Source organism: Mesorhizobium sp. P2_C7, from assembly GCF_056404515.1.
Window position 1 is genome coordinate 50,762 of record NZ_JBFUDW010000021.1, and the last position, 24,601, is coordinate 75,362.

The window sequence follows — 24,601 nt, forward strand, 5'->3', positions numbered from 1 at the left end:
CGCCGTTGCGTTGGCGGATTCAAGCCAGGCTGTGCATGGTGCCTGAGATGCGATAGGGAGCGCGCTCGGCGATCCGAGGCCTGATGGCGAGGCCCGCGATGTACCGCTGGAAGGAGGCTGCTTCCTGGACCGGTGAGGCCAGCGCGACATGGCCGTCCGGCCTCACCAGATAGGCGCTGTCGCGCTGCAGGCCAGCGGCCTTGGCCATGTCCGACCAAGCGAAGGCATGGATTGGGATGCCGGCGGGCGCAAGCATCGCCCGGAACTCGGCATTGAGTTCGCCATAGACATGCACCTGCCAATCCAGCGATCGCAGCGGCTCGAAATTGTCGTCCCTGGTGCCGGCGATATAGGGTAGGCGGTCGCCACCCTCGATCTTACCGGCCTTGCCGCTGCTGATCGGACTTTCGCGGTAGCGGATGCGGGTCTGCGAAATCAGCCCGAAAAACGCGCGCGATCCCACCGTCGTCCCGAGCGCTATGCGCAGGATCTTCGGCATCAGGTAGCGGCGGAACAGCCCGACCAGCCGCGAGCGGCTGGTGGCGACCCGAAACGCCTGGTCGGTGCTGTCGATCAGCTTGCGGGCGAAGGCGATGCGCTCCGGCTCGTAGCTGTCGAGCAGGCGCTGGTCGGCGCGCCCCTGCACCACTGCAGCGAGTTTCCAGGCGAGGTTAACCGCATCGCCCATGCCGGTATTCATGCCCTGGCCGCCGGCCGGGCTGTGGATGTGGCCGGCATCGCCGGCGAGGAACACCCGGCCGATGCGGAAATTCTCGGCGACTCGATGATGCACGCGGTAGGTCGAGAACCAGTTGACTTGATGAACCTTGACGCCGGTGTCACGCTCGACACCGGCGCGGATCGTCTCGAAGGTGATCGACTCGTCGGCCTCATGCGCTTTCGGCACGATGCCGATCAGGCGCAGGGAGCCCGATTGCCGGACTGGCATGACGATGGCGAAGCCATAGGCGCTGATGACAGTGTCCATGCCATTGCGTGTGACGTCGCCACGACCGTCGACGTCGGCGACGTAGAAGGATTGTTCGTAGGTGCCGCCGGGAAAGCCGATGTTCAGCCCGTGGCGCACGGCGCTGCGAGCGCCATCGCAACCGGCCAGGTAGGCGGCACTGACCGTTTCAGTGCGGCCGCCCCTGTTCAAGGTAACGACGACAGCATCGCCCTTGTCCTCGAAGGCGACCAGCTCCGTGTCGCGCTCGACCTCGACGCCGGCACGTTCCAGGTGCGTGATCAGCACGTGCTCGTGGATATCCTGCGGTAACGCGAAAGCGAACGGGTAGGGGCTGATGCCGCGGCCGAAGTCGGCCAGCGGCAGCCTGGCTGCTATGCCGGCCGGCGTGTGCACGGTGAGCTGTTCGATCCGCACGCCGGCGGCGAGCACGTCCTCGACGATGCCGATCTGGCGATGGAACTCCAGCGTACGTGCCTGGACGGCCAGCGCACGCGAGGTTTCGCCCGGGCCGGACGCCTTGTCGAAGATGCGGACCGGCACGCCGAGCCGCGTCAACCAGAGCGCAAGCGTCAGCCCGGTCGGCCCGGCGCCGGCAATGAGGACCTTGGTCTTTGACATGCTCATTTTTCTTCTCCTTGAACAGTGCGGACTTTTTCGCCAGCCGCATGGTCTTGCGATTTCGGGGCCGAAAAATCCCGATTCGTTTCTGAAAATTTTCCGATGTTTGGTTGAGTTGGTCGTCTGCTTGCGCGGGCACTGCCACCGCCTGGAGCTATCGGCGCGGCAAGGATCGCGACACGGCGGAACGGCGCTGTTGCCTTGAGCGGACAAGCCTCGGAAGAGCGTCGCTTGACAGCGCCAAGGGATACCCCGGTCAGTTTCATCGAATGCGCATCGAGCAAAATCGAAACGAAGGTGATCGGCCGATCCTGCAAGACGCCCATCTTTTGGGGGCGACGAGAATTGGGCCGGAAAAGGCTATCGAAGCGATTGCGCAAACGTTTCGATGGTCCTATGGTTTCCCAAAATCCGCCAAGACCAATGAGAGCGGACTGGAACGCATCATCAGGGAGGAGCGCTTGCCAGCACTCCGTTTGAGTGACCATGCCGACAATGGCTGAGGTCGCGCGCCGCGCCGGCGTGTCGGTTTCGACCGTTTCGCATGTTATCAACCGCACCCGCTTTGTCTCGCCGCAGAAGGCGCAGCTCATCAATGATGCGATCGCCGCCATGGGTTATCAGCCCAACGAGCTGGCGCGATCGTTGAAAGTAGCCTCGACCAACAGCGTGGGCCTGGCGATCTCGGCGATTTCCAACCCCTATTTCACCGACATCATCTGCGCGGTGGAGGCCGAATGCGCACGCCTTGGCCTCATGGTCTTCCTCTCTGATACGCAGGAGGATCCCGACCGCGAGCTTTCGGTGGTGCGCGCCTTCCACCAGCGGCGGGTCGACGGCGTCATCCTGGCGCCGTCGGGCGCGCCGCAGCGGGCCATCGACTATCTGGCGGAGAAGAAGCTGCCCTGCGTGCTCATCGACCGCTTCGCCGACGACCGCTTCGACCAGATCGGCGTCGAGAACCAGTCGTCGATGCGCGCGCTGATCGATCACGTCGCCTCTTTCGGCCACAAGCGCATCGGCTACATCGCCGGCCAGCCGGATCTGGCGACGACGCGCGAACGCATCGACGCTTTTCGCGGTTCGCTGGCCGCCAATGGACTCGAGTGCCTGCCGCACTATGTCTCGCCGGAGAACGTCGACACGGCGAGCGCAACGGCATCGACCCACGCCATCCTGTCATTGCCTTCGCCGCCTACGGCATTGGTCACCGGCAACAACATGACGACGATCGGAGCGGTGCGGGCGATCCGCGAACGAGGCCTCTCGATACCGGCGGACCTTTCGCTTGCCGGCTTCGACGATTTCGAATGGGCAGACTGCTTCGAGCCGCGCCTGACGCTTGTCGCGCAGCCCTGTACCGAGATCGGACGGCAGGCGGCTGCCTTGCTGTGCGCCCGCATCGCATCCACCGGTTTGGAGCCGCAGGCGGTGCGGCTGCAGGCCGCGCTGCAGGTCCGCCAATCCTGCGCGAGGCCGGCATGAGTGCGCCACTGCTGTCGGTCACCGGCGCGGTCAAGCGCTTTGGCGGCGTCCAGGCGCTGCGTGGCGTCGACTTCGACCTCAAGCCCGGTGAGATCCACGCGCTCCTCGGTGAAAACGGCGCCGGCAAGTCGACCCTCATGAACCTGTTGTCTGGTGTCTATGCGCCGGACGAGGGCACCATCCAGATCGACGGCAAGCCAGTGCGCTTCAACAACCCGCGTGAAGCGCAGGCGGCCGGCATCGCCACCATTTTCCAGGAGCTTGACCTGGTGCCAACGCTCGACGTGGCGGCCAACCTCTTCCTTGGCCGCGAACTGATGCGGCCGGGCGGCTTCCTTGACGTGCCGGCGATGCGCAGCGAGGCCCGCAAACGGCTCGAAGCCATAGAGCTTGCCATCGATCCCGCCAGCATGGTGGCGAACCTGTCGATCGGCCAGCGCCAGGTGGTGGCGATCGTCAAGGCGCTTTCCTACGCCTCGCGCGTGCTGATCATGGACGAGCCGACGGCAGCACTGACGGTGGGCGAGGTCGAAAGGCTGTTCGACATCATGCGCAAGCTCGCCGCCAGCGGCGTCGGCATCGTCTATATCTCGCATCGCCTGGAAGAGGTGCCGCAGATCGCCGACCGGGTTACGGTGATGCGCGACGGTCGCGTCGCCGGCGTCACCGAGCCGCATGCGCCGCAGGCCGAGCTGGTGCGCCTTCTGGTAGGGCGACCGCTGGATGAGCTTTATCCCGAACGCGCCCGGGAGGCCGGCAAGACGCTGCTCAGCCTGCGCAATGCGAGTTTCAGGCTCGCCCATGAAAGCGCTGGATGGCAGCCGCCGACAGGCATCTCACTCGACGTCAAGGCGGGTGAGATCGTCGGGTTGGCCGGCATCATGGGGGCAGGGCGTACCGAGCTCTTGAGCGCGCTCTACGGCACCGGCCTTACCGGTCGCTGGGAGGGTGATGTCGCGGTCGACGGCCGCCCGGTAAAGCTCAATTCCATCAAGGCCGCACGCGACGCCGGCATCGCCTTCGTCACCGACGATCGGCGCGGCAGCGGCCTGATGCTGAGGATGGCGGTCGGCCTCAACCTGGTCATGTCGGTGATCCGGCGCATCTCACCCTTCGGGCTGATGTCGGCGCGCCGGCAGGCGGACGCGGTGAAGCAGTCCTTCGGCCAGTTCGATATCAGGCCGAAGAATCCCGACATCGCCGTCGGCGCGCTTTCGGGCGGCAATCAGCAGAAGGTGGTGCTCGCCAAGGAGATCCTCGGCAATCCCCGGCTGCTGCTGCTCGACGAACCGACGCGCGGCGTCGATGTCGGCGCCAAGGGTGAGATCTACACGCGGCTGCGGCAACTGGCTGCACAGGGCCTCGGCATCCTGGTCGCTTCCAGCGAGATGCCGGAGCTGATCGGCCTTTGCGACCGCATCGTGGTGCTGCGCCAAGGGCGCAACGTGGCGGAATTCATCGGCGGCGTCGACGAGCACACGGTGCTTGACGCGGCAAATGGCAGGGAGGCCTGATGTCTGAGCAGAAGATTTCGGCGGCAAGCGGCCCGGTGGCCGCAGCACCGGTGCATCGTGATCCGCTAGCCTTGGTGGTGCGCTTCCAGAGCCTGATCGGCCTCGTCGTCGTGGCGATCGGCGGCGTCATCTTCTCGCCGCGGCGGCATGGCGAGATCTTGTTCCTCAATCCCGACAACATCGCCAACATCGTTCGCGCCGTGTCCGAGACCGGCATCATCGCCATTGGCATGACCTTTGTCATCATCACCGCCGGCATCGACCTTTCTGTCGGCGCTGTGCTCGGGCTCTCCAGCGTCGTCACGGCATCGATGATGATCTCGGGCGGCTTCGGGCTCATCCCCACCATCCTCGCGGTGCTCGTCATGGGCATCGTCTTCGGCGTCATCCAGGGCACCATCTCCAGCCGCTTCCGGCTCGAGCCGTTCATCGTGACGCTCGCCGGCCTGCAGGCGGCGCGCGGACTGGCGCTGGTCGTGTCGGGCAATCAGTACATCAACATTTCCTACGGCGACGGGCCGGGGCTGGCGCCACCGGTGTTCGCGGTGTTGGGTGAGCGGCTGTTCGACAACACCGTGCCTGTGGCGACGATCGTGTTCATCGTCTTTGCCGCGATCGCCACGATCGTGCTCAACACCACACGTTTCGGCCGCTATGTCTTTGCCGTTGGCGGCAACGAGCGCGCGGCGCGTATTTCCGGCGTGCCGGTGTCGATGGTCAAGATATCGGTCTACGCCATCACCGGCTTTGCCGCCGCACTTGCCGGCATCGTGCATGCTGGCCAGTTCAATTTTGGCAGTGCCAATGACGGCATGGGCTACGAGCTCACTGCGATTGCCGCCGTGGTCATCGGCGGCACCAGCCTGTTCGGCGGCGCCGGCTCGATGGTCGGCACCGTCGCCGGCACCATTATGCTCGGCGCGCTCGCCAACATCCTTCAGCTCAACAACATCACCCCTGCCATGCAGCTGCTCGCGACCGCCGCGATCATCGTGCTGGCGGCAGTGCTTCAATCCCTCGTTCGTCGCCGCGAGGGTTTGGGTCGTTAGGAGGTTGGCGGCAGGAAGTCGAAGTCAACCAAGGTCTGGCCCCGGCCCGACGAGGAGGAGAGTGAGTATGAAAACCACAAGACAAAGGCGTGCCCTCAAGGCAGCACTTCTGGCAGGCGCTGGCCTGTGCATCGCGGGAGCCGCCCAGGCTGCCGATCCCATGGTCAAGGCCTGCGCCAAGGACGGCCAGTTCATCATCGGCTTTTCGCAAGCCAACAATGCCGAACCCTATCGTCAGCACGTCAATGACGAGCTGACCGCGGCGGCCAAGGAAGTGCCGGGCTTCACGCTGCAGATCGCCGACGGCGCCGGCAACGTCAACACGCAGACCTCGCAGGTCGACAATTTCATCACCCAGAAGGTCGATTTGCTGCTGATCTCGCCCTTCGAGGCGGCACCGCTGACGCCGGCGGTCAAACGCGCCATGGATGCCGGCATCCCGGTCATCGAACTCGACCGCAAGACGGTCGGCGATCCCGGCAAGGACTACACCGCTTTCATCGGCGGCGACAATTACAAGATCGCCCTTGAGGCGGGCAAGTATACCGCCAAGACCTTGCTGCCCGACGGTGGCGAAGCAGCCGTGCTCGAAGGACTGCCAAGCTCTACGCCCGCGGTCGAACGGCTGAACGGCTTCAAGGATGGCGTCAAGGAGAATGCCAAGATCCAGGTCGTCGCCGAGCAGGCCGCCGACTGGGTGCCGGACAAAGCCCAGACCGCCTTCTCGGCCATGCTGCAGGCGCACCCCGACATCAAAGTGCTTTATGCCTCGAACGACATGATGGCGGCCGGCGCACTGCTCGCCGCCAAGGGCGCCGGCAAGGACGTCAAGATCATCGGCACCGACGGCTTGCCGGGACCTGCCGGCGGCATCGAGGCGGTGGCAAAAGGCGACTGGGCCGCGACCTTCACCTATCCGACCGGTGCCAAGGAAGCGATCGAGATGTCGAAGAAGATCCTACTCGACTGCGCCTCGTCAGTGGATTCGACCGTCACCGTCGACACCACCGCGATCACGCCCGAGAACGCCAAGCAGCTCGCCGGCAAGTAGGCTCTTCTTGTAGATTGTCCGAACCAGGGCGGGGTCCAGACCCCGCCCTGCGCGCTTTCGCAACCCTCACCGGCAAGTCGACCGGCTCTGATCGCGGTGGGTAAGAGTTCGCTGGATCACACGGGGCGCGTGTGCCGTCACGGGCGAAGATAGCGATATCGCTACGACGACTATCCGGAGGAGGGTTGTGTCATCCCTTCTGCCTAGTCAGCCGCTCCAGCGCATCCACAATCAGATCGCAGAATTTTTGATGGTCGAGCTTCATCGCAACGGTGTGGCGGAAGTCGACCTGCTCGCTCGCCGTGCCGCCGAAATGGTGCATACCACCCATCTTCTCGAAATTGCAGACCGTCATGCCCTTGGTCCACCGGCCGGCAAGCTCGACGCGGATGTCGGCCTTCTCGGTGGTGAAGACGGTCGGGTCGATCATCGCCGCGACGCAGCATGCGTCATGGATGGCAGGATACTCGATCTGCAGGAGGCCCCCATGCGTGGTCGCAATGAACTCCCAGATATCGAGGATGAACTTGGCCATCGGGCCGCCGACGGCGCGCACCCTGTCCTGAAGTCCCTTGGTGGCCAGCGCCTGGTGCGTGAGGTCGAGCCCCACCATGGTGACGTCCCAGTTGGCCCGGAACACCACGTCGGCGGCTTCCGGGTCGGCATAGACATTGAACTCCGCCGCGGGCGTGATGTTGCCTCTGGTATAGCTTCCCCCCATCGCGACGACGCGCTTCACCCGCTCGACGATGCGGGGGTCCTTGCGCACGGCAAGTGCAATGTTGGTGTAGGGACCGACCGGCACCAGCGTGATCGTCTCCGGCTCGTGCGCCATGACCGTGTCGATGATGAAGTCGACGGCATGCCGCTTGTCGAGCTTGAACGAGGCGGGCGGCAGAACAGGGCCATCAAGCCCGGTTTCGCCGTGGATCTCGATGGCCAGCACCTGATCGATGAGGAGCGGGCCGGGAGAGCCCTTCGCCACCGGCACCTTGATGCCGTAGGCGGTGCATACCGAAAGAGCATTGCGCGTGGTGTTTTCGACATTGTGGTTGCCCGACACCGTGGTGATGCCGAGGAGATCGATCTGTGGATTGCCTGCCGCCAGCAGGATGGCGATAGCGTCATCATGCCCAGGGTCGCAGTCCAGTATGATCTTTTCCATGTGGCACCTCTTTTGCCGGCCGAGTCTGTCGGGACAAGAGACTGCCGCATCTACGCCGTCAAGCATCTGGCGCTCAGCCGACCCAGCGTAGAGTTTCCAAACAGGCGCTCACACCGTCCAGAAATAGCGCACGATGTGGAAGAAGACCGGGGCAGCGAAGACCAGGCTGTCGGTGCGGTCCATCATGCCGCCATGGCCTTCGATCAGATGGCCCCAGTCCTTGACGCCCTGGTCGCGCTTGATGGCCGAGGCGACCAGTCCACCCAGAAAACCCATCGAGCAGGCGACGAAGGCCACGGCTGCCGCCTGCAGCTGCGAGAACGGCGTCACGAACGACAACAGCGCGCCGAGCAGGCTCGCCGACACCAGGCCGCCAATCAGGCCCTCCCAGGTTTTCGACGGCGAGACGTTCGGCGAGAAGCGGTGTTTCCCGAACAGCTTGCCGAAGATGTATTGCAGCACGTCGCTGCCTTGCACGACGATGATCAGGAAGGCGATCAGCAACAGGTTGCGGCCTTCGAAGCCTGGCACATTGAGGGTCAGCAGCGCCGGAACGTGGCTGACGCAATAGACCGAGATCATCACCGCCCATTGCTGGGCGGCGATCCGCTCGAGAAAGCGTTCGGTGTCGCCATGTAGCGCGGTGATGGCCGGCATCAGCAGGAAGCAGTAGACCGGAATGAAGATGACGAAGAGCCCGTACCAGGCGGTCCACACCAGCCAGTATTGAAACGGTATGATGATACCGAACATGCCGAGCAGCACCCAATGGTCGCTGCGGCTTGTATGCGTCAGCGTCACGAATTCGCGCAGCGCCGCAAACGAAATCAGCGCGAACAGGATGGTCATGCCGTCGCGGCCGAAGAAGAAGGCGACCGTTATCAACACCACCATCACCCACCAGGCGTTGATGCGCTGGGTGAGGTTGACCAGCGTTGAACTGAGCGGCTTCGGCGCCCGCGCCGAAAGTATGGCGGCGACGATGCTGGCGGTGGTCAGCACCGCCAGCAGGCCGATGATCAGAATGGAGATTTCGTGGCGCATCAATCGTCTCGCTCGGGGCGCGGGTTGAGCGCCAGAAGCGTGGCGTGGGCGCGCTCGAGAAAGGCGCGGCGTTCTTCGCCTGGAGCCACCGCCACCGGCGCGCCGAAGACGACGCGGCAGAGCAGCGGCACCGGCAGGAACTGGCCCTTGGGCAGCACGCGCGACATGTTCTCGATCCAACAGGGGATCAGCTCGACCTCAGGCCGTGCCATCGAAAGATTGTAGAGCCCCGAGCGGAAGGCCAGCAGCGGCTCTTCGGTCATGTTGCGCGTGCCCTCGGGAAACAGGATCAGCGAATGGCCCTGGTCGAGAACGGACAGCATGATCTCTATGGGGTTTTCTTCAGGTCTCGTCCATTGCCGGTTGATGAGCACCGACGACAGCATGTCCTCGGCGATGAAGCGTCGCAGCCGCGACTTTCCCCAGTATTCGCCGGCGGCAACGGCGTGGGTGACCGCGCGCTCCTTCTCGCTCAGGCAGGCCGACAGCAGGATGAAGTCGCCGTGGCTGGTGTGATTGGCGAAATAGATGCGCTGCCGGTCGGACGGCAGGCTGCCATTCCAGATCGGACGCACCCCGGTCACCACCCAGGCCAGCGCAGACAGGCCGACGGAAGTTACCGTCTGCAGCAAGGTGAAGGTCGTGAGCGAAAGCTTGCTCATCGCGGCGCCCAAAACCCCGCCGCCAGAAGCGCTGCGGCAAACGGGGCCAGCGCGGTGCGCTGCTTGAACAGTAAGGCGCGGGTACCGGCCATGCGGTCATCGAGCGAACGTGTCGTGGACGGGAAGGGTTTCAGGCGCATGCGCGCCAGTATGTCATCCACCGCGGCACCACCGGAAGCCTCGTCATCGTGGCTGGCCATCAGCCGGAACAACAGCGCGTCGAACACCAGAAGCGCCGACAGCGCCAGCACGGCAACCGCGCTCGCGGCTGTGACCGACAGCGCAATGGCCGCAGGCAAGGTCTCAAAGGCGCCGCGCGTCGAAGCAGCCAAAGGCGCAAGGATATTTGCGGCCACCACAGTCGCAGCCGGCCATGCGGCTTGCTTCATCAGCATGCGGGCAAAGCGATCGGCCCGTTCCTGGTCGGCATTGCCCGTCATGCCGCCCGTTCCTCAGCCTCGGCAAGATGAACCGGCCGGCCGGTCGCCATCAGCATCTCGCGGGCAACCGTCGGCGTCCTGGCCCTGCCGGTTGCCACCAGCCATTCGGCGACAACGCCGGCGCTGCGCTGGAAACCGAGCGCGCAGCAGACCAGCACCGTACCGCCGCGGCGCGCGCTCTCCAGCGCACTGGCTGCCTGCTCAAGCATCGTCACGGGGGGCGGCAACAGGTCGATCATCGGAAAGCTGATCCAGCGGCAATCTGCGGCCGCCGGCTTTTCAAGTTCGGCGGCGAGGTCGATCACTGTGCCGAAGCCGCGGGCCTCGCTTGCCGTCGGAAAGCGGCCGAGAAAGACACCGTCACTGACGGCCACGAACGGCGGGAGATTACGCGTCCAAATCGCGGCATTCACCCCAGCGCCCAGCCGGTAGGGCCAAAGCAGGACGCGGCTTGCCAGGGACACATGACCTTCCGCGGTTTTCTGGAACACCTTTGCGCCGGCCCCGGCATAGCCGAAGGCGACGATGGCCAGTGCAAGTGCCGGCCAAAGCAGGATGAGTGCCGTGGCGAAAAAGAAGGCGCCAAGCGCGGCTCCGGCCAGCACAAGGACGGCGCCCAGCACATAGAACAGCGCCAGCCGGCGCGCCTTGGTATCGCTGGTCAGCCGGGCGCCTGAAAACGGCAACTCGCCGGCGCGCGGAAACAGCCACAGGGCAAAAAAACCGAGCAGCGCGCCGGTCGGGATGTCGATGAAATGATGTTGCCAGGTCGTCAGCACCGAGGCGCCGATCAGCAAGCACCAGCCATGCCAGAGCGGCAGGAGGAGGCCGCCGAGCCGGTGGCGCCAGTGATCCCAGATGATCACCAGCAGTGCGATATGCAGTGACGGCGCCTGGTTGAACGGCTTGTCGAAACCGCCAAGCACGGCAAACAGGAAACCCGGCAGGCCGCTCGTTGCAGGCCGCACGAACGTCAGCGTCAGCGGGAAGAGGATGAAACAGGCAACGGCGACGATCTGCGCGGTGAGATAACGTCCGGCCAGGCGGTCGACCCCTTGCCTGCTGTCGTTGAGCAGCAGCGACAGGCCGTAGAACAGGTTGATCGACCAGTAGGGCACGATGGTCCAGGCGAGGAAGGGGATGCTGTGTTCCCAGGCGAACACGATGCTGCCGACGTCCTCGCGCCGCGACGCCAGCCAGTTGGCGAAGCCGTAGCTGAGGTAGAAGAACGGCGCCAGGAAGGCCAGCCAAAGGGCTGCCCTGACGACCACCCGGCCATAAGGTTCTGCGCGCACCGTGGATGCAAGCGATGACGCCATCCTGTTCAGCGGCGCCGTGCGACCGAGACGGTGAAGATGCCCCATTGGTCGATGCGCTGCTCGAGCTTGTCGAAACCGGCGGCTTCGACGAGCTGGTCCATCTCGCCTTGCGTGCGCCGGCGCATCACCCAAGCCTGGCCGCCGCGATGCGAGGTCAGGCTGCGGGCGATCATCTCAAGCTGCGGATGCCAGGGCTGGTTGGTGTAGAGCAACAGGCTGCCCGGCTCCATGGCGTGGGCAAGCCCACCGAGCGAGCGGGCGATCATGGCATTGTCGGAGAACAGTTCGTAGAGGCCGGAAACGATGGCGAGGTCGGGCGCCGGATTGATCGAGGCGAGCATGTCGGCATCGAAAGCGTCCGCGCGCTGGAACGAGACGCTCGCCGGCAATTGCCGCTCGGCGATCAACTTGCGGCCAAGCTGGACATTGAGGTCGGAGTAATCCTGCAGGCGCACGCTCGCCGGCTGGTCGGGGCTCTTCACGATAGCGTCGAGAACATAGCGGCCATGGCCGGCGGCGATGTCGAGAATGTGCGCTGGCCGTCCGGTGGCCTTGAGCGTCGCCAGGCAAGAGCCGATCAGCTCTTCGAGATGCAGCTTGCGCTGGCGGATGCCGCGCCAGCCGATGGCTTCCAGGAAGATGCGGTCGACGAAGCGGCCAAGCGGCGTAAGACCCCGCGCGTCGTTCTCGTAGACATAATCCAGCGTCGACCCGGAATCGAAGCCGGTGGTGACGCCCGCCTTCATGCCCGACGAGACCCAGGCGCCCATGCGGATGGAGGCACGGCTGAATGCCCAATAGAGGCCTTTCGGCGACAAGAGGTCGAGCGGCGACGCAAGCCTGTCGGCCTCATCGCGCGTGTACCCGGCGATATCAGCCTGCTTCAGGTCGACAGGCGCATCCGGCGACGCGAACTGCTTTTCCAGGAACGGCCGGATCAGGTCGAGGGCCTGCGCTCTGTCACGCTCGCCCAGCGTGTCGTGGAAGAAACCCGGCAACACGTGGCGTTCCTTTGTGCGGCTGCCGAGATTGACGAAAAACGCGTGCTGCGGGCCGTGGCGCACCACCCAGTCGCTGCCGGAAAGCAGAAGCTGCGTCGGTACGGTTATGGCGCGGGCGTCCGCAACGATGCGCGCCGCGTGCTGGTAGAGTTCGACCAGGATGTTGGAGGCGATCGGCCGCGTGATCAGCGGATCGCTCTCGAAGGACGCAATGCGCACGGGATCGTGGGTCAGGAACTTCGCCTTGACGTAGGAATTGACGAAGAAGCGGCCCTTGATGTTCTGCCAGAACGCGATGCCTTCCTTGGCGAAGGGCACGTAGAGCTTGACCGAAAAGGCTGGTGAAGCCAGCACCATGGCACGCAGCTTCGGTGCATAGTCGTGCACCCAGGCCGCAGTGAGCACGGCACCGAAGGATTGCGCGATCAGCGCAATATCCTGCGTGGCGAAGCCATCCCGGGCGGCGATCTCGCGCACGAAGCAGTCGATGTCGCGCACCAGGGCCGAGAAGGAAGGAGCATAGCCGCGCTCGCCGGACGAGCGGCCATTGCCGCGGGCATCCCAGGCATAGAAGGCGTGGTCCGGCATCTGCAATTCGTCGACGAGATGGACCATGCGACCGCCATGCTCGTGGCCGCGGTGGAAGAGCACGACCGCGCCCTTGGCATTGGCCGAAGCTGCCGGCCAGAAGCGGTAGAAGATCTCCGTCCCGTCATGGCTGCGGAAGACACGCTCTTGCGCTTGCCGCTCAAGGCTTTCCGCGGCGATCGGTTCGTGCATCATGGTCTTTCCCTCGGGCGGCATGGCGAAGCCTCGATGCTTAGCTGGCGCTGCCAATAAGGCCAGCGCGTATCCGGTTTATGGCGGTCAACAGTGAAAGCGTTGCCATGGCAGGAAACACAAGCGGCGCGATGGAAGCCGGCCAGAGCCCGGCGGCGCACAACACTGCGACCACGCCCAGCGCCAGCGCCCTGTCGCTCTTGCCGAACGGCCCGGCATAATTTCGCCCGATCCCGGCGGCGATGCCAAGCACGCCGGCGAACTCGGTCAGCACAGCGGTGAGGGCGAAGGCGACGACGCCCCATGGGCCGAACTGTGGAAAGACGGCGAACGGCAGGATCAGCGCAAGGTCCGAAACGACGTCGCAAAACTCGTTCAGATACATGCCGAGCGTCGAGGCCTGCCCGTGTTCCCGCGCCAGCATGCCATCGACGGCGTTCAGCGCCATTCGCACGAACATCACGACGGGAACGAGCAGCAGCGAGCGCCAGTCATGCCAGATCGCGATGGCCGTCCCGGCCGCGATCGACATCAGGGCGGCAAGGATGGTTATGCTGTTTGCTGTGATCCCGATCGCCGCCAGCCGATTGACCAGTGGCCGCAGCCTTCCCTGGAAAGCTGGCTTGAGAGCGTAGAGCGTCGGCATTTCGTTGATCCCCCGATCCTGACAGCGGCTGTACATCAATCTGTCACACTCGACCAGCGGCACGAAGCGGCGCCTCTCTAGCGCGCACATCCTGATGTGGTGGATGCGGGCCGACTGCCATGGCCACCGACCAGACGTTCACCGCCTGCTAACCATGATTGCGAAGCACGGCCGTCATGCACATTTGCCGGTTTCTGGTGCAACCCGGCATCTTGAATAATAAGCACGCTTATTATATATGCCGCTCATGGTTTCTGATGGCATAGACAGATTGGGCTTCTTGATCCACGACGTGCAGCGCCTGATGCGCAAGCGCTTCGAGGCGAGGGCCAGTGGCTTGGGGCTTTCTTCGGCGCAATGGCGGCTTCTGGTCCGCGTTGCCAAGGAAGATGGTGTCGCGCAGGCGCGGCTGGCCGAACTTCTTGAAATCGAGCCGATCAGCGTTTCGCGCCTGGTTGACCGCATGGAGGAGGGGGGCTGGATCGAGCGCCGCCCCGACGCAGCCGATCGCCGTGTCCGCATGATCTTCCTGACGCCCAAGGCGAGCGACGCCTACGCCGTGATCAAGAGCATTGCGGGAGAAGTCTATGAAGAATCGCTGGTCGGCGTGAAACCGGAAGCCCGTCGCGTCCTGATCGAGGGACTTGAGGCGATGGTCCGCAACCTGACTGACGACGAGACGCCGTCCGTTGAAAAAGTGAAGAGTGCAGAAGGCGCAGCAGCATGAACGCGGTAGCCAAGATAGACGAGAAGGTGACCGAGCTGGAAATGGACGCGCCGGCGCAGCCGGCCGCGGCCCCGGTGGCGGTTGCTCCTCCGATGCAGCCGGCCCCGGCGCCGGTGAAGAAGAAGCGCCGGCTGGGCCGCTCCCTGCTGATGGTTGCGCTGCCTGCGGTGCTGGCTATCGGCGGCGGTTACGTCTGGGTCACCGGCGGCCGCTACCAGGAGACGGAAAACGCCAATCTGCAGCAGGCCAAGGTGTCGATCGCTTCCGACACGGCCGGTCGCATCGTTCAGGTCGACATCGCCGATAACCAGCTGGTCAAGCAGGGCGATGTGCTGTTTGCCATTGACCCGGAGCCCTACCGGATCGCGCTGGCCCAGGCCGACGCCGCAGTGGCGGGCGCGCGTCTCAATGTCGAGCAGCTGCGCGCGGCCTATGGCCAGTCGATGGCACAGCAAAGGTCCGATGCCAGTGAGGTCGACTTCGCCCAGTCCCAGTTCGACCGTGCCGCCGACCTTGCCCAGAAGGGCATCAACGCCAAGTCATCGCTCGACCAGGCCAAGAACGATCTCGACAAGGCAAAGCAGCAGCTGGCCGTTGCCGAGCAAGGCATCATCAGCGCCAAGGCAGCCCTTGGCGGCAATCCAGACATCGAGACCGACAAGCACCCGACCGTGATGGCCGCGCTCGCCGCGCGCGACAAGGCGGCCTACGATCTGGCGCAGACCACAGTCAAGGCGCCGGCCGACGGCGTCGTCAGCCAGGCCTCGTCGTTCAAGGTCGGTCAGTATGTCGGCTCCGGCACACCGCTGTTTTCGCTGGTCGAGACCGGCGACACCTGGATCGACGCCAATTTCAAGGAAACCCAGCTGACCCACATGAAGCCCGGCCAGAAGGCCGAGATCATGGTCGACACCTATCCGGGCAGAACCTTCGAGGCGACGGTCAAGGCAATCGGCGCCGGCACGGGAGCCGAATTCTCCCTGCTGCCGGCCCAGAATGCCACAGGCAACTGGGTCAAGGTCACGCAGCGCATTCCGGTGCGCCTGGAACTGACCGATGCCGACGCCAAGATGGCGTTGCGCACCGGCATGAGCGCGACCGTTACAGTCGACACAGGCGTTGCCCGCGGGTTTCCCGCCATATTCGGCCACGCTACGGCGGGCTAGGCGGCGGAGTAAAATCGGCGCGAGCCCGGGGGGAACCAAGCGGGTGCAAGCCGGTAGCAGGATTGGTCTGATGGGAGGAGTGGAAGAACCAGCGTTTGGTTGGAGCCGCGTCGCGGATCGACCAGAATCTGAAATCTTCGACACGGACCCCTCGGTCCTCATGTTTCCGGGCGGCACGCATCCGCTCATCAGAGACTTTCGGTCGATGTAACCCCCACATCGACCATCGCGTCCCACCGCGAATGAGGGTCTCTCAACGGAAGGCCATGCCGCCCGGAAACCTGTTCTACACGATTTTGTTACCTGCCGGAAGTTCTGCATCATGAGCACGCCCGAACCCTTCAAAGAAGTGCCGCATCGTGGCCTGATCACGGTCGCGCTCATGCTGGCGACGATCATGCAGGCGCTCGACACGACGATCGCCAACGTTGCGCTGCCGACCATGACCGGCGATCTCGGCGCCTCGCCGGACAACATCAACTGGGTGCTGACGTCCTACATCGTTGCCGCCGCCATCATGACGCCGGTCACCGGCTGGCTGGCCGACCGCTTCGGCCGCAAGGAACTGTTCCTGACGGCGGTGGTCGGCTTCACCGTGTTCTCGATGCTGTGCGGCATCGCCTGGAGCCTGGAGAGCATAGTGTTCTTCCGGCTGATGCAAGGCGTGTTCGGCGCCGCGATCGTGCCGTTGTCGCAGACCTTCCTGCTCGACATCAACCCCAGGGAACGCCACGGCCAGGCGATGGCCATCTGGGGCGCCGGCATCATGCTCGGGCCAATTCTGGGCCCGACGCTCGGTGGCTGGCTGACCGAGAATTTCAACTGGCGCTGGGTGTTCTTCATCAACCTGCCGGTCGGCATTGTCGCCTTCCTCGGCATGGCCGCCTATTTGCCGGCTGTTGCCCGGCGGGTACGCGGTTTCGATTTCTTCGGCTTCGCCATGATATCGCTTGGGGTCGGCGCGCTGCAGCTGCTGCTCGATCGGGGCGGCGAGGTCGACTGGTTTTCCTCGAATGAGATCTGGATCGAGCTTGGTCTTTCGCTGACCGGCTTCTGGGTGTTCATCATCCACACGGTGACGGCCGAACATCCCTTCATCGATCCCAAGATATTCCTCGACCGCAATTTCGTCACCGGGCTGGCGTTCATCTTCGTCATGGGTGTGCTCATCCTGGCGAGCATGTCGTTGCTGCCGCCAATGCTGTCGACCATCTTCGGCTATCCGACCATCACCATTGGCGTTGTCCTTGGGCCACGTGGTATCGGCACCATGATTTCGATGCTCGTCGTCGGGCGGATCATGAGCAAGATCGACGCCAGGATCCTCGTCGTCATCGGCTTTCTGCTGACCGCGCAGTCACTCTACACCATGTCCAGCTTCACGCCGCAGATGGACAACTGGCTGATCATCAGCTCCGGCGTCATCCAGGGCCTGGGAATGGGAATGGTGTTCGTGCCGCTGTCGACCGTGGCCTTCGCCACGCTTGACGTGCGCTTCCGCACCGATGCCACGGCCTTGTTCAGCCTGGTGCGCAATCTTGGCTCGTCCATCGGCGTTTCTGTCGTGACTGTTCTGATGGTGCGCAACACGCAGGTCAATCACACCGAGCTTTCGGCCTTCATCAATCCGTTCAACCCCAATTTGTGGGCGGTATCACCGGCGGCCGCAAGCGGCGATCCAATGGCGCTTTCGGAGGTGGATCGCATGGTCAATCTGCAGGCGATGATGATCTCCTACGTCAATGACTTCAAAATACTCATGGTGATGACGCTGATTTCCATTCCGTTTGTTTTCCTGCTGCGCAAGCCAAAACAGGCGCCGGCCGGTGGCGCACCCACCGCACACATGGACTAGTTGGTCGTCGCCCTCGAAATTCAAGGCGACGACCAACTAGAGGGATCCCCTCACCTTCCGAGCACAAGGCTCCAGTAGCGCAGGGCGCCGTCGCGGCCGTCGCGCACATAGGCGAGGCCAAAGCGGGTGAAGCGTGGGTCGAGCATGTTGCGCCGGTGGCCGGGCGAATGCGCCCATATGTCGAACAGCTTCTGCAGGTCGAAACGGCCCTCGGCAATATTCTCTGCGGCGGCGCCGGCAATGCGATTGTCCTTGACGCGCGAGGCGAAATCCTTTCCCCAGCCGGTGGTGTGGCTCATGCGGCCACGCCGCGCCATGTAGCCGGCCTGCTGCAGGGCGGCTTGCTCGAGCTGTGGGTCGGCGACCAGCGGCGGAAGCCCGGTCGAGGCGCGGATGCTGGCCAGCGTGCCGGTGGCGGACGAGGAGACGCCGGCGCCTTCGCCGGTCGGCAGCGAAACGGTGCTGCAGGCGGCAAGCCCGGCCAGGGCTGCAAGGCCGACTGCCTTGAGCCATTTGCGCCTGTTCAAGTTCGCGATCTGCTCGTGTTCGATTCCCGTAGTGGTCATGCCTGCCTGAGATAGTCGCGATCATGGCTTTTGCCGGGCAGGGCGGTGGAAATCTGGAATCGAAACGGCAGTTGCCCGCTCATTTCACCAGAGTGATGAGGCGGCTTGCATACATCTCGCGATTTCCAAGCACGGCTGTGCAGTCGGTCTTGATGGATGAGTTGCCGGTCATCTGCACGGTCAGGCCAACAAGCCTTAGGCAGTCGCCTTGACCGCTCATATCTGAGTTGCCGGCAAAGGAAATGGGCGCGTCGGGCGCATAGACGAACCCGCTGATCACGGAATTTGCGCCGCCATTCAGCGTCAAGGCCGAAGTGTTGCCATGACTCTCGAAAATGGTAATGCCAGCGTATGGACCGCTGGTGGGAGGGGAAAGGTTCACCATTTCATTTGCATTTATGTAGGTCTGTGCGCCCTCCATGAGGAATATGGTCACGCCTTGGCCGTTCAGGCTGCCGTTGCCGCCCGGCTTTATGGTGGTGCCGCGCAGGATGTAGACGCCCGGATTGAGCGTGATGTTTCCCGACAAGGTCTTGTCGCAATACGTGCCTGGCGACAGCGTGTAAGTTTTGCCGTTCGGCACGGGCAGGCACAATGTGTAGGGAGGTGGGACGATGTCCGCCAGTGGGTCGAAAGACGCATATTGATGTTCGAGCGGCGCACCGCAGGTAAGATTGGCGTTGGGAGGCGAAAGCCCGGAAGTGCCGCCGGCGGTCGAGACGCAGCCTGCCGACACCTGCGCCGAACCGCCTCTGCTGACAGCATCGGACGCATCCGAGTTTGCCGCGATCACGCAACTGCTCATAGAGACATCGGTCGAGCCCTGCAGGCTCACGGCGGCCGACGCATGTGAATCGAGCGCCAGCACACAGGCCTGCGCGCCGGGGTGCATCTTGACCGTCGCCGAGCGGTGGGCTGGCCAGGGGGCCGCGCCATTGATGAAGCTCGGACGGCTGATGCTGGACGAAACCGAGATGTAATAGGCACTCGGGTCGCCGCTGGCGCTTGCCGAAAAGGCGGAGACGCTGCCCGTATACTCCTGCTGGTCGGCGACGCTCATATTGGCCGTAAAGAATGCCTGCCCAAGCTCCTGCACATCACTCGCGGTCATGCTGGGTAGGTACTTTGTCCCGACGGCAAGCCCAGCCGCGTCCAGCGAATTCTGTAATTGCGCGGCGTCGTCGCTCGTGCCAGTCAGATCGATGGTACCGGCCACGACAAGCATTATCGGCAACATTGCTATGGCGGTCGCCATGGCAAAGTTGCCGCGCTCCGAAGACCAGAAGCTCTTCAATACGAACATCGCCCCTCGCCAAAACCTGTAAAGCCCAAGTGATACGCCAGGGGGTCTCTACGCGCTATTTCAGTAATTACTAAAATTTGTAATGCTTAAATGCAGCAAGATGGCCGACCAAAACGAAAGCCTGCCAACGCACGGCCATATGAGAGGTGACAGCGAGAGATGAGCACGAGGAGCAGCTTCAAGCTATTGACGCGGCGACAACCCCTGGCAAATCGGCTATGGTGCTACATCTACTAGTGGCAGCTGCGGGCGGCCATCCGGGCGGTGACCGTCCCCGACACACGGGAGGAAGGTTATGGCCGGCTTTCATGTCATGGCGGACGCACACGGGGCGCACGTACAGCCCACGGTGCGCAGCATCACCACGGCGGATCTCAGGGATGCGCTGCGCCTCGGCGCCGAGGATTTCTGGGCAAAACCATCGCACTACGTGTTCCTGTGCCTGATCTACCCCGTTGTCGGCCTGATCCTGACGCGATGGACGTCCGGCGCCAATGCCATCCAGCTCATCTATCCCCTGATGTCGGGTTTCGCGCTGGTCGGCCCGTTTGCCGCCATCGGTCTTTACGAGATCAGCCGCCGCCGCGAACTCGGCATGAACACCTCCTGGCGGCATGCCCTCGATGTGCGCCACTCGCCGGCGATACCGTCGATCGCGGCGATCGGTATCGTGCTGGTGGCGCTGTTCCTGTTGTGGCTCTACACCGCGCAGTCGATCTACACCGGCCTGTTCGGCGACCAGCCGCCGGCATCGATCAGTGACTTTGTCAGAGAGGTGCTGACGACCGGCAAGGGCTGGACCCTGATCCTCGCCGGCAATGCCGCTGGTTTTGTCTTCGCCGTTGTCGTGCTCGCCACCACTGTGGTTGCCTTCCCGCTGTTGCTCGACCGCGATGTCGGCGCTGTTTCGGCCATCGAGACCTCGGCGCGCGCGGTGATGGCAAACCCGCTGCAGATGGCGCTGTGGGGGTTGATGGTCGCCGTGCTGCTGGTGATCGGCTCGATCCCGCTGTTTGCCGGGCTCGCCGTAGTCATGCCGGTGCTCGGCCACGCCACCTGGCATCTCTACCGCAAGGTGGTCGAGCCGGAACGGGCGCAGCAAATCCGGCGGCCGATGTGACGACGCCGGAACGCCAAACAAAGAGCGCCTGACAAAGCCTGATATGTTCGGCCTGTCGGCGCCCGCTGTGGCCAAGTGACGGAGACTGACCCATGGCGTGGAAACTGTCGGGAGTGCTCAAGAAGTCGTCTGGCTGATGTGCTTTGGCATTGCTGGCAACATCAATATTGCGCTGGCAAGCGCCGACCAGCCCGGTGCAACTCGAAAGCGCGTTTCTCGGGCTTTTCTGAAAGAAGTCTTCGGCTGCTGACGGCGGCGATCGCCGCTTGTACTTCCACTCTCAGCGCTGTGCGTCTGTCGCCATCTTCAGCGCGAGTGCCATCAGTACGGTGCCCATCATCCAGCGCTGGATAACCAGCCATAGCGGCCGGCCGGCGAGGAAGGTGGCTATCGAGCCCGCTGTCACCGCGATGATGGCATTGACGCTGAGGCTGATCGATATCTGCGTCGCACCGAGCACCAGCAGCTGCGACAGGACATGGCCTTTGTCCAGGCTGATGAACTGCGGCAGCAGCGACAGATAGAGCACGGCCACCTTCGGATTGAGCAGATTGGTCATCAGGCCCATGGCGAACAGCTTGCGCGGCCCGTCCCGCGGCAGCTCGCGCACCTGGAACGGCGAGCGTCCCCCCGGCTTCACCGCTTGCCAGGCCAGCCACAAGAGATAGAGCACGCCGGCAAAGCGCAGCGCGTCATAGGCATAGGGCACTGCAAGCAGCAGTGCGGTGATGCCGAACGCCGCCGCCAGCACATAGAAGACAAAGCCAAGCGCGACGCCGCCAAGTGAGATCAGCCCCGCCTTTGGCCCTTGCGACAGGGAACGCGAGATCAGGTAGATCATGTTGGGGCCCGGCGTCAGCACCATGCCGAGGCAGACCAGCGCAAAGGCGAGATGGTTGGCGGTTTCGGGCATCTGTTGGTTCCCCTGCGCACCCCGGTGCGGAAGCGAGCGGCCAATATCTGCCCGCACCGGCAGGCGTCCGCAAGGGCATGGCGCCGCCAGCCGTTGCGCCAGATGGCTGCCAGTGCCTCCGGATCAGCTGACGACGCGCAGGTTCGACAATTCGTTGCCGATTTCCTTGAAATCGTTCGACAAGGTGGCGCCGGTGGCGTTCCAGAACAGCTTGGCCGGCTTGCTCGGATCCGTCGGGTCCTTGCGGAAGCGCGAGTTCGACGAGCAGGACTTCAGCGCCGCGATCGCCGCCTGGTCGCTGGTTTTGGTCGTGGACAAGTCGAGCGCCACCGTCATCACCATGATGTTGGCTGCCTTGGCGTTGTTGCAAAGCGTCGCCATCTGCTCGTTGAGCGCGCTCGTGTAGTTGCCGTTCGAATAGTCGAACTGGCCAATGGCGCTCGATGTCCCCAGAAACATGCGGCCGACCGAGGTACCGTTGTAGCCGGGGTTGAGATAGCCGTAGGACGCGTAGGTCGACTTCGAATCGGCGGGATCGGAATAGCCAAGCGACGCAGGCGTGTAGTAGGTGTTGGCGCCGTCGGTCAGCACGATCACGACCTTGTCGTTGCCTCTTTCTGTTTCCGGGCGTCCTTGCGTGAACGGCTCGCCGCTTGAGACCACCCGCCAGCCCCAGGCCATGCCCTCGGGAACGCTGGTGCCGCCATTCGGCTGCATCAGGTCGATCGCGGCCTTGATGGAGGTCAGTCCGTCGGTGACGCTGACATCGGTCAGCGGTGTGATCGGGTTGGTGGTGCAGCTGTAGTTCGGGCCGTTTCCGGCCGGCAGCGCCGGCGCATCGATCGGCCGCGGCTGGAAATATTTGGCCATGTTGCGCAGCCGGGATTGGCCGGTGCTGCTCGTCGGGTTGTCATTCCACCAGCTGTTCACAGCGCCATAGGTCGTCGGCATGGCCTCATCGGGATCCTGGGTGAGCTTCCAATGATTGCCGGGTTCGTCCGGGGCGAACATCGGCACGAACATCGTCGCTGGATCGCCGACCCCTATGCCGGTGTTCGACGAGCCGCCGGACGGCGGTGCGTCGTTGACATTGTAGGGGTAGGGCCGGGCTTCGACGCAGCCTTGCCAACTGGCGAACGGGCCATAGGAATCGATGTAGTCGTACTCGTCGTGGCTTCGTTTGCAGGTGTTGTTCGAGTTGTACTCGTCGCACACCACGCGTTTGCTGTTGGTGACGCGCTCGTGGTTGGTGACGACCTTCATGTCGCGGTAGAGCGAAAACCGGGTCAGCATCTGGCCTTCGTCGGCACCCCATCCGGAGCCGCGCTTGTACCAGATGCCGTTGGTCTGCTGGGCGTATTTGTTGGCCGTGTTCAGCGTCGACCAGTCGAAGTTCTCGTTCGATACCGGCGACAGGCCTTCGGTGTCCATCCACGATGCGTTGCCGTTGCTCGCACCGACATTGACCGAGGCAGCAAAGGGCACGAGGCCGAATTGCACCGGCCTGTCCACCTGCTTGATCATTGCCGCTTGCAGGGCCAGCGTGTCGACCAGCTGCTTGGCCGCAGTTTTGAGAAGATCGATGCGCTTTTGCCCCGAGCCGGTTCCGGTCGTGGTCATCGATCCGGAATTGTCGAGCACCAGGGCAACTTCCAGCGTGTTCTTCAGACGCACTTCCGAGGAGACGTCGAAGCTGATTTTCTGGTTCGCGTCGGTTTGGGATTTGCCGATGAGCTGGCCGAAGGCAGGAAAGAAATAGGGCTGGTAGTCAAGACGCGCGCTCATCTTGAGCAAGCCGCCGCCGCTGGAGTTGCTCGGCAAGGTGACGTTGAGCGTCGCGTTGGCGGGATCAACGCTGTTGAGGTTGGCGTTGAAGAAGTCGAGCGCATAGGCTCTCAACTGGTCGTCGGTCGCACCTTCCGTCAGCCGTCGCGCCGTGGCGAAGTTGGCGGCATCGAGCGCATTCAACACCGTCTGCTTTTCACGGTTCATCTCGGTGTAGTCGACCGCCATCGCCAGGCCGCCCGTCAGCGGAACCAGCGCAACGACCGTCATAAGAGCATAGTTGCCGCGTTTGTCGCGGCAGAACCGACGCCAGAGTTCATGCATGTCTTGCTGCGGCCCCCGCCGGCGGATTCTTGATCAGGCGCCAACTTTCCACAAAACGCTGAAGGACGGGTTTGGGAAACCGCTCGATTGCTTGGTCCGCGCTTCACCAACCGCTAACCAATCCGGCATCCGGGCGAAAGCTGGTGACAGGCCGGGGCGGTTCGGTTAATCGGAACCGGCTGCGGCGAACCGTCGGCCGCGGCGCTCGCAATGATCATGACTGAAGGAAACGGAATGGCGGATTCGCCTGAAATCATCGGCTCGCTCGAAGACGTGTCGAAGCCCTATTCGGCAATCCTGTGCGATGTCTGGGGCGTGGTGCACAATGGCGAGACGCACTTTCCTGTCGCGGCCTCGGCGCTGGCGAGGGCTCGCGAGGCGGAAATCCCCATCGTCCTGATCACGAATTCGCCGCGCAGAAGTGCCGATGTCGTGGCGCAGATGAACGCGATCGGCGTCCCGCCATCAGCCTACGACCGTGTCGTGACGTCAGGCGACGTGACCCGCGACCTGATAGCCGAAGGCCCCCGAAAGATCTTCCATATCGGCGCCGACCGCGATTTCACTCTCTACGACGGTCTCGACGTCGAACTTGTCGAGGAATTCGAGGCGTCCGGCGTCGTCTGCACCGGCCTGTTCGATGACGAGGTCGAGAAGCCCGAGGACTATACGGAGCTTCTGCGGCGGCTGCGCGCCAGGAACCTGCCCTTCATCTGTGCAAATCCCGATATCGTGGTCGAGCGCGGCGAACGCATCATCTGGTGTGCCGGTGCGCTGGCACGCGACTATGCCCAGCTCGGCGGCCGCACCTTGATCGCCGGAAAACCTTACGCGCCGATCTATAACGTCGCGATGAAGGAGGTTGCCGAGATTCTTGGCCGGCCGATCGAGCGTTCGCAGGTGCTGGCCATCGGCGACGGCATGATGACCGACGTGAAGGGCGCGGTCGACAATGGTTTCGACGTTCTCTATGTGTCCGGCGGCATCCATGCGCGCGACTATGGCGATGCATTGCAACCGGATCCGGCAAGGCTGGCGACCTTCCTGGAAAAGCATGGGTATCGTCCGGTGGCTGTCATTCCCAGACTGCGGTAGGTG

23 protein-coding genes are annotated in these 24,601 nt (G+C 63.5%); 10 read left to right on the plus strand and 13 right to left on the minus strand.

Annotation, left to right across the window (positions count from 1 at the left end; all coding sequences use genetic code 11):
- Positions 1–19: 19 nt before the first annotated feature.
- Together AC1D2G_RS31715 and AC1D2G_RS31720 are read right to left on the minus strand one after the other, a co-directional pair.
- Positions 20–1,594, minus strand: coding sequence for an FAD-dependent monooxygenase (locus AC1D2G_RS31715; protein WP_477418964.1), 1,575 nt, complete (start codon positions 1,592–1,594; stop codon positions 20–22).
- A complete protein-coding gene (locus tag AC1D2G_RS31720; RefSeq protein WP_477418966.1) occupies positions 1,591–2,076 on the minus strand; it encodes a hypothetical protein in 486 nt (161 codons plus the stop codon). Before AC1D2G_RS31720 ends, AC1D2G_RS31715 begins: the two co-directional genes overlap by 4 nt.
- On the opposite strand from AC1D2G_RS31720, the gene AC1D2G_RS31725 reads away from it, so the two are divergent.
- The 4 genes from AC1D2G_RS31725 to AC1D2G_RS31740 all read left to right on the plus strand — a co-directional run bounded on the left by AC1D2G_RS31725 (position 2,075) and on the right by AC1D2G_RS31740 (position 6,687).
- The gene (locus AC1D2G_RS31725; RefSeq protein WP_477397036.1) at positions 2,075–3,073 is read left to right on the plus strand and encodes a LacI family DNA-binding transcriptional regulator; all 999 of its coding nucleotides are present in this window, start codon (positions 2,075–2,077) and stop codon (positions 3,071–3,073) included. The genes AC1D2G_RS31720 and AC1D2G_RS31725 overlap by 2 nt on opposite strands.
- A complete protein-coding gene (locus tag AC1D2G_RS31730) occupies positions 3,070–4,587 on the plus strand; it encodes a sugar ABC transporter ATP-binding protein (RefSeq protein ID WP_477418968.1) in 1,518 nt (505 codons plus the stop codon). The genes AC1D2G_RS31725 and AC1D2G_RS31730 overlap by 4 nt, the downstream gene beginning before the upstream one ends.
- Positions 4,587–5,636, plus strand: a complete 1,050-nt coding sequence (locus AC1D2G_RS31735) for an ABC transporter permease (protein WP_457151785.1) — start codon at positions 4,587–4,589, stop codon at positions 5,634–5,636. The genes AC1D2G_RS31730 and AC1D2G_RS31735 overlap by 1 nt, the downstream gene beginning before the upstream one ends.
- A 67-nt stretch (positions 5,637–5,703) precedes the next feature.
- Positions 5,704–6,687 (plus strand): substrate-binding domain-containing protein, encoded by a 984-nt coding sequence (locus AC1D2G_RS31740; RefSeq protein WP_457151784.1) that lies wholly within the window; start codon positions 5,704–5,706, stop codon positions 6,685–6,687.
- A 190-nt stretch (positions 6,688–6,877) separates the two neighbouring features.
- On the opposite strand, the gene AC1D2G_RS31745 is transcribed toward AC1D2G_RS31740, so the two are convergent.
- The 7 genes from AC1D2G_RS31745 to AC1D2G_RS31775 form a co-directional block, all read right to left on the minus strand.
- Positions 6,878–7,852: a nucleoside hydrolase gene (locus AC1D2G_RS31745; protein ID WP_477418970.1), complete on the minus strand. Its 975-nt coding sequence runs from the start codon at positions 7,850–7,852 to the stop codon at positions 6,878–6,880.
- 108 nt (positions 7,853–7,960) lie between these two features.
- On the minus strand, positions 7,961–8,896 hold the full coding sequence (locus AC1D2G_RS31750) for a phosphatidate cytidylyltransferase (RefSeq protein ID WP_095086039.1): 936 nt from the start codon (positions 8,894–8,896) through the stop codon (positions 7,961–7,963).
- Positions 8,896–9,558 (minus strand): lysophospholipid acyltransferase family protein, encoded by a 663-nt coding sequence (locus tag AC1D2G_RS31755; protein WP_457151781.1) that lies wholly within the window; start codon positions 9,556–9,558, stop codon positions 8,896–8,898. The genes AC1D2G_RS31750 and AC1D2G_RS31755 overlap by 1 nt, the downstream gene beginning before the upstream one ends.
- Entirely contained in the window at positions 9,555–9,998 is a 444-nt protein-coding gene (locus tag AC1D2G_RS31760) for a hypothetical protein (protein WP_477418972.1), read from the minus strand. Before AC1D2G_RS31760 ends, AC1D2G_RS31755 begins: the two co-directional genes overlap by 4 nt.
- A complete protein-coding gene (locus AC1D2G_RS31765; protein WP_477397046.1) occupies positions 9,995–11,317 on the minus strand; it encodes a phosphatase PAP2/dual specificity phosphatase family protein in 1,323 nt (440 codons plus the stop codon). Before AC1D2G_RS31765 ends, AC1D2G_RS31760 begins: the two co-directional genes overlap by 4 nt.
- A gap of 5 nt (positions 11,318–11,322) precedes the next feature.
- Entirely contained in the window at positions 11,323–13,101 is a 1,779-nt protein-coding gene (locus tag AC1D2G_RS31770) for a bifunctional alpha/beta hydrolase/class I SAM-dependent methyltransferase (protein WP_477418974.1), read from the minus strand.
- Positions 13,102–13,138: 37 nt separating this feature from the next.
- Positions 13,139–13,744 (minus strand): CDP-alcohol phosphatidyltransferase family protein, encoded by a 606-nt coding sequence (locus AC1D2G_RS31775; RefSeq protein ID WP_477306011.1) that lies wholly within the window; start codon positions 13,742–13,744, stop codon positions 13,139–13,141.
- Positions 13,745–13,991: 247 nt separating this feature from the next.
- Here AC1D2G_RS31775 and AC1D2G_RS31780 point away from each other — a divergent pair, with 247 nt between their 5' ends.
- The 3 genes from AC1D2G_RS31780 (at position 13,992) to AC1D2G_RS31790 (ending at position 17,492) form a co-directional block, all read left to right on the plus strand.
- On the plus strand, positions 13,992–14,471 hold the full coding sequence (locus AC1D2G_RS31780) for a MarR family winged helix-turn-helix transcriptional regulator (protein WP_457151787.1): 480 nt from the start codon (positions 13,992–13,994) through the stop codon (positions 14,469–14,471).
- On the plus strand, positions 14,468–15,637 hold the full coding sequence (locus AC1D2G_RS31785; protein ID WP_477226374.1) for an HlyD family secretion protein: 1,170 nt from the start codon (positions 14,468–14,470) through the stop codon (positions 15,635–15,637). Before AC1D2G_RS31780 ends, AC1D2G_RS31785 begins: the two co-directional genes overlap by 4 nt.
- 322 nt (positions 15,638–15,959) lie before the next feature.
- Positions 15,960–17,492: a DHA2 family efflux MFS transporter permease subunit gene (locus tag AC1D2G_RS31790; protein ID WP_477397050.1), complete on the plus strand. Its 1,533-nt coding sequence runs from the start codon at positions 15,960–15,962 to the stop codon at positions 17,490–17,492.
- A 50-nt stretch (positions 17,493–17,542) separates the two neighbouring features.
- Here AC1D2G_RS31790 and AC1D2G_RS31795 read toward each other — a convergent pair whose 3' ends face one another.
- Both AC1D2G_RS31795 and AC1D2G_RS31800 read right to left on the minus strand, forming a co-directional pair.
- Positions 17,543–18,058 carry a CAP domain-containing protein gene (locus AC1D2G_RS31795; protein ID WP_457151774.1) on the minus strand — a complete coding sequence of 172 codons (516 nt, stop codon included), beginning with the start codon at positions 18,056–18,058 and terminating at the stop codon, positions 17,543–17,545.
- Between the two features lie 79 nt (positions 18,059–18,137).
- Positions 18,138–19,361 carry a TadE/TadG family type IV pilus assembly protein gene (locus AC1D2G_RS31800; protein WP_477418976.1) on the minus strand — a complete coding sequence of 408 codons (1,224 nt, stop codon included), beginning with the start codon at positions 19,359–19,361 and terminating at the stop codon, positions 18,138–18,140.
- 295 nt (positions 19,362–19,656) lie between these two features.
- Between AC1D2G_RS31800 and AC1D2G_RS31805 the strand changes: the two genes are divergently transcribed.
- Both AC1D2G_RS31805 and AC1D2G_RS31810 read left to right on the plus strand, forming a co-directional pair.
- Positions 19,657–20,481, plus strand: coding sequence for a DUF2189 domain-containing protein (locus tag AC1D2G_RS31805; protein WP_477418978.1), 825 nt, complete (start codon positions 19,657–19,659; stop codon positions 20,479–20,481).
- Positions 20,482–20,578: 97 nt separating this feature from the next.
- Entirely contained in the window at positions 20,579–20,731 is a 153-nt protein-coding gene (locus AC1D2G_RS31810) for a hypothetical protein (protein WP_477418980.1), read from the plus strand.
- A gap of 30 nt (positions 20,732–20,761) precedes the next feature.
- Here AC1D2G_RS31810 and AC1D2G_RS31815 read toward each other — a convergent pair whose 3' ends face one another.
- Both AC1D2G_RS31815 and AC1D2G_RS31820 read right to left on the minus strand, forming a co-directional pair.
- Positions 20,762–21,394: a LysE family translocator gene (locus AC1D2G_RS31815; protein ID WP_477418982.1), complete on the minus strand. Its 633-nt coding sequence runs from the start codon at positions 21,392–21,394 to the stop codon at positions 20,762–20,764.
- A 123-nt stretch (positions 21,395–21,517) separates the two neighbouring features.
- The gene (locus AC1D2G_RS31820; RefSeq protein WP_477418983.1) at positions 21,518–23,503 is read right to left on the minus strand and encodes a TadE/TadG family type IV pilus assembly protein; all 1,986 of its coding nucleotides are present in this window, start codon (positions 23,501–23,503) and stop codon (positions 21,518–21,520) included.
- 234 nt (positions 23,504–23,737) lie between these two features.
- Between AC1D2G_RS31820 and AC1D2G_RS31825 the strand changes: the two genes are divergently transcribed.
- Complete coding sequence (locus AC1D2G_RS31825) at positions 23,738–24,598, plus strand: TIGR01459 family HAD-type hydrolase (protein ID WP_167392152.1); 861 nt, start codon at positions 23,738–23,740, stop codon at positions 24,596–24,598.
- Positions 24,599–24,601: the final 3 nt, after the last annotated feature.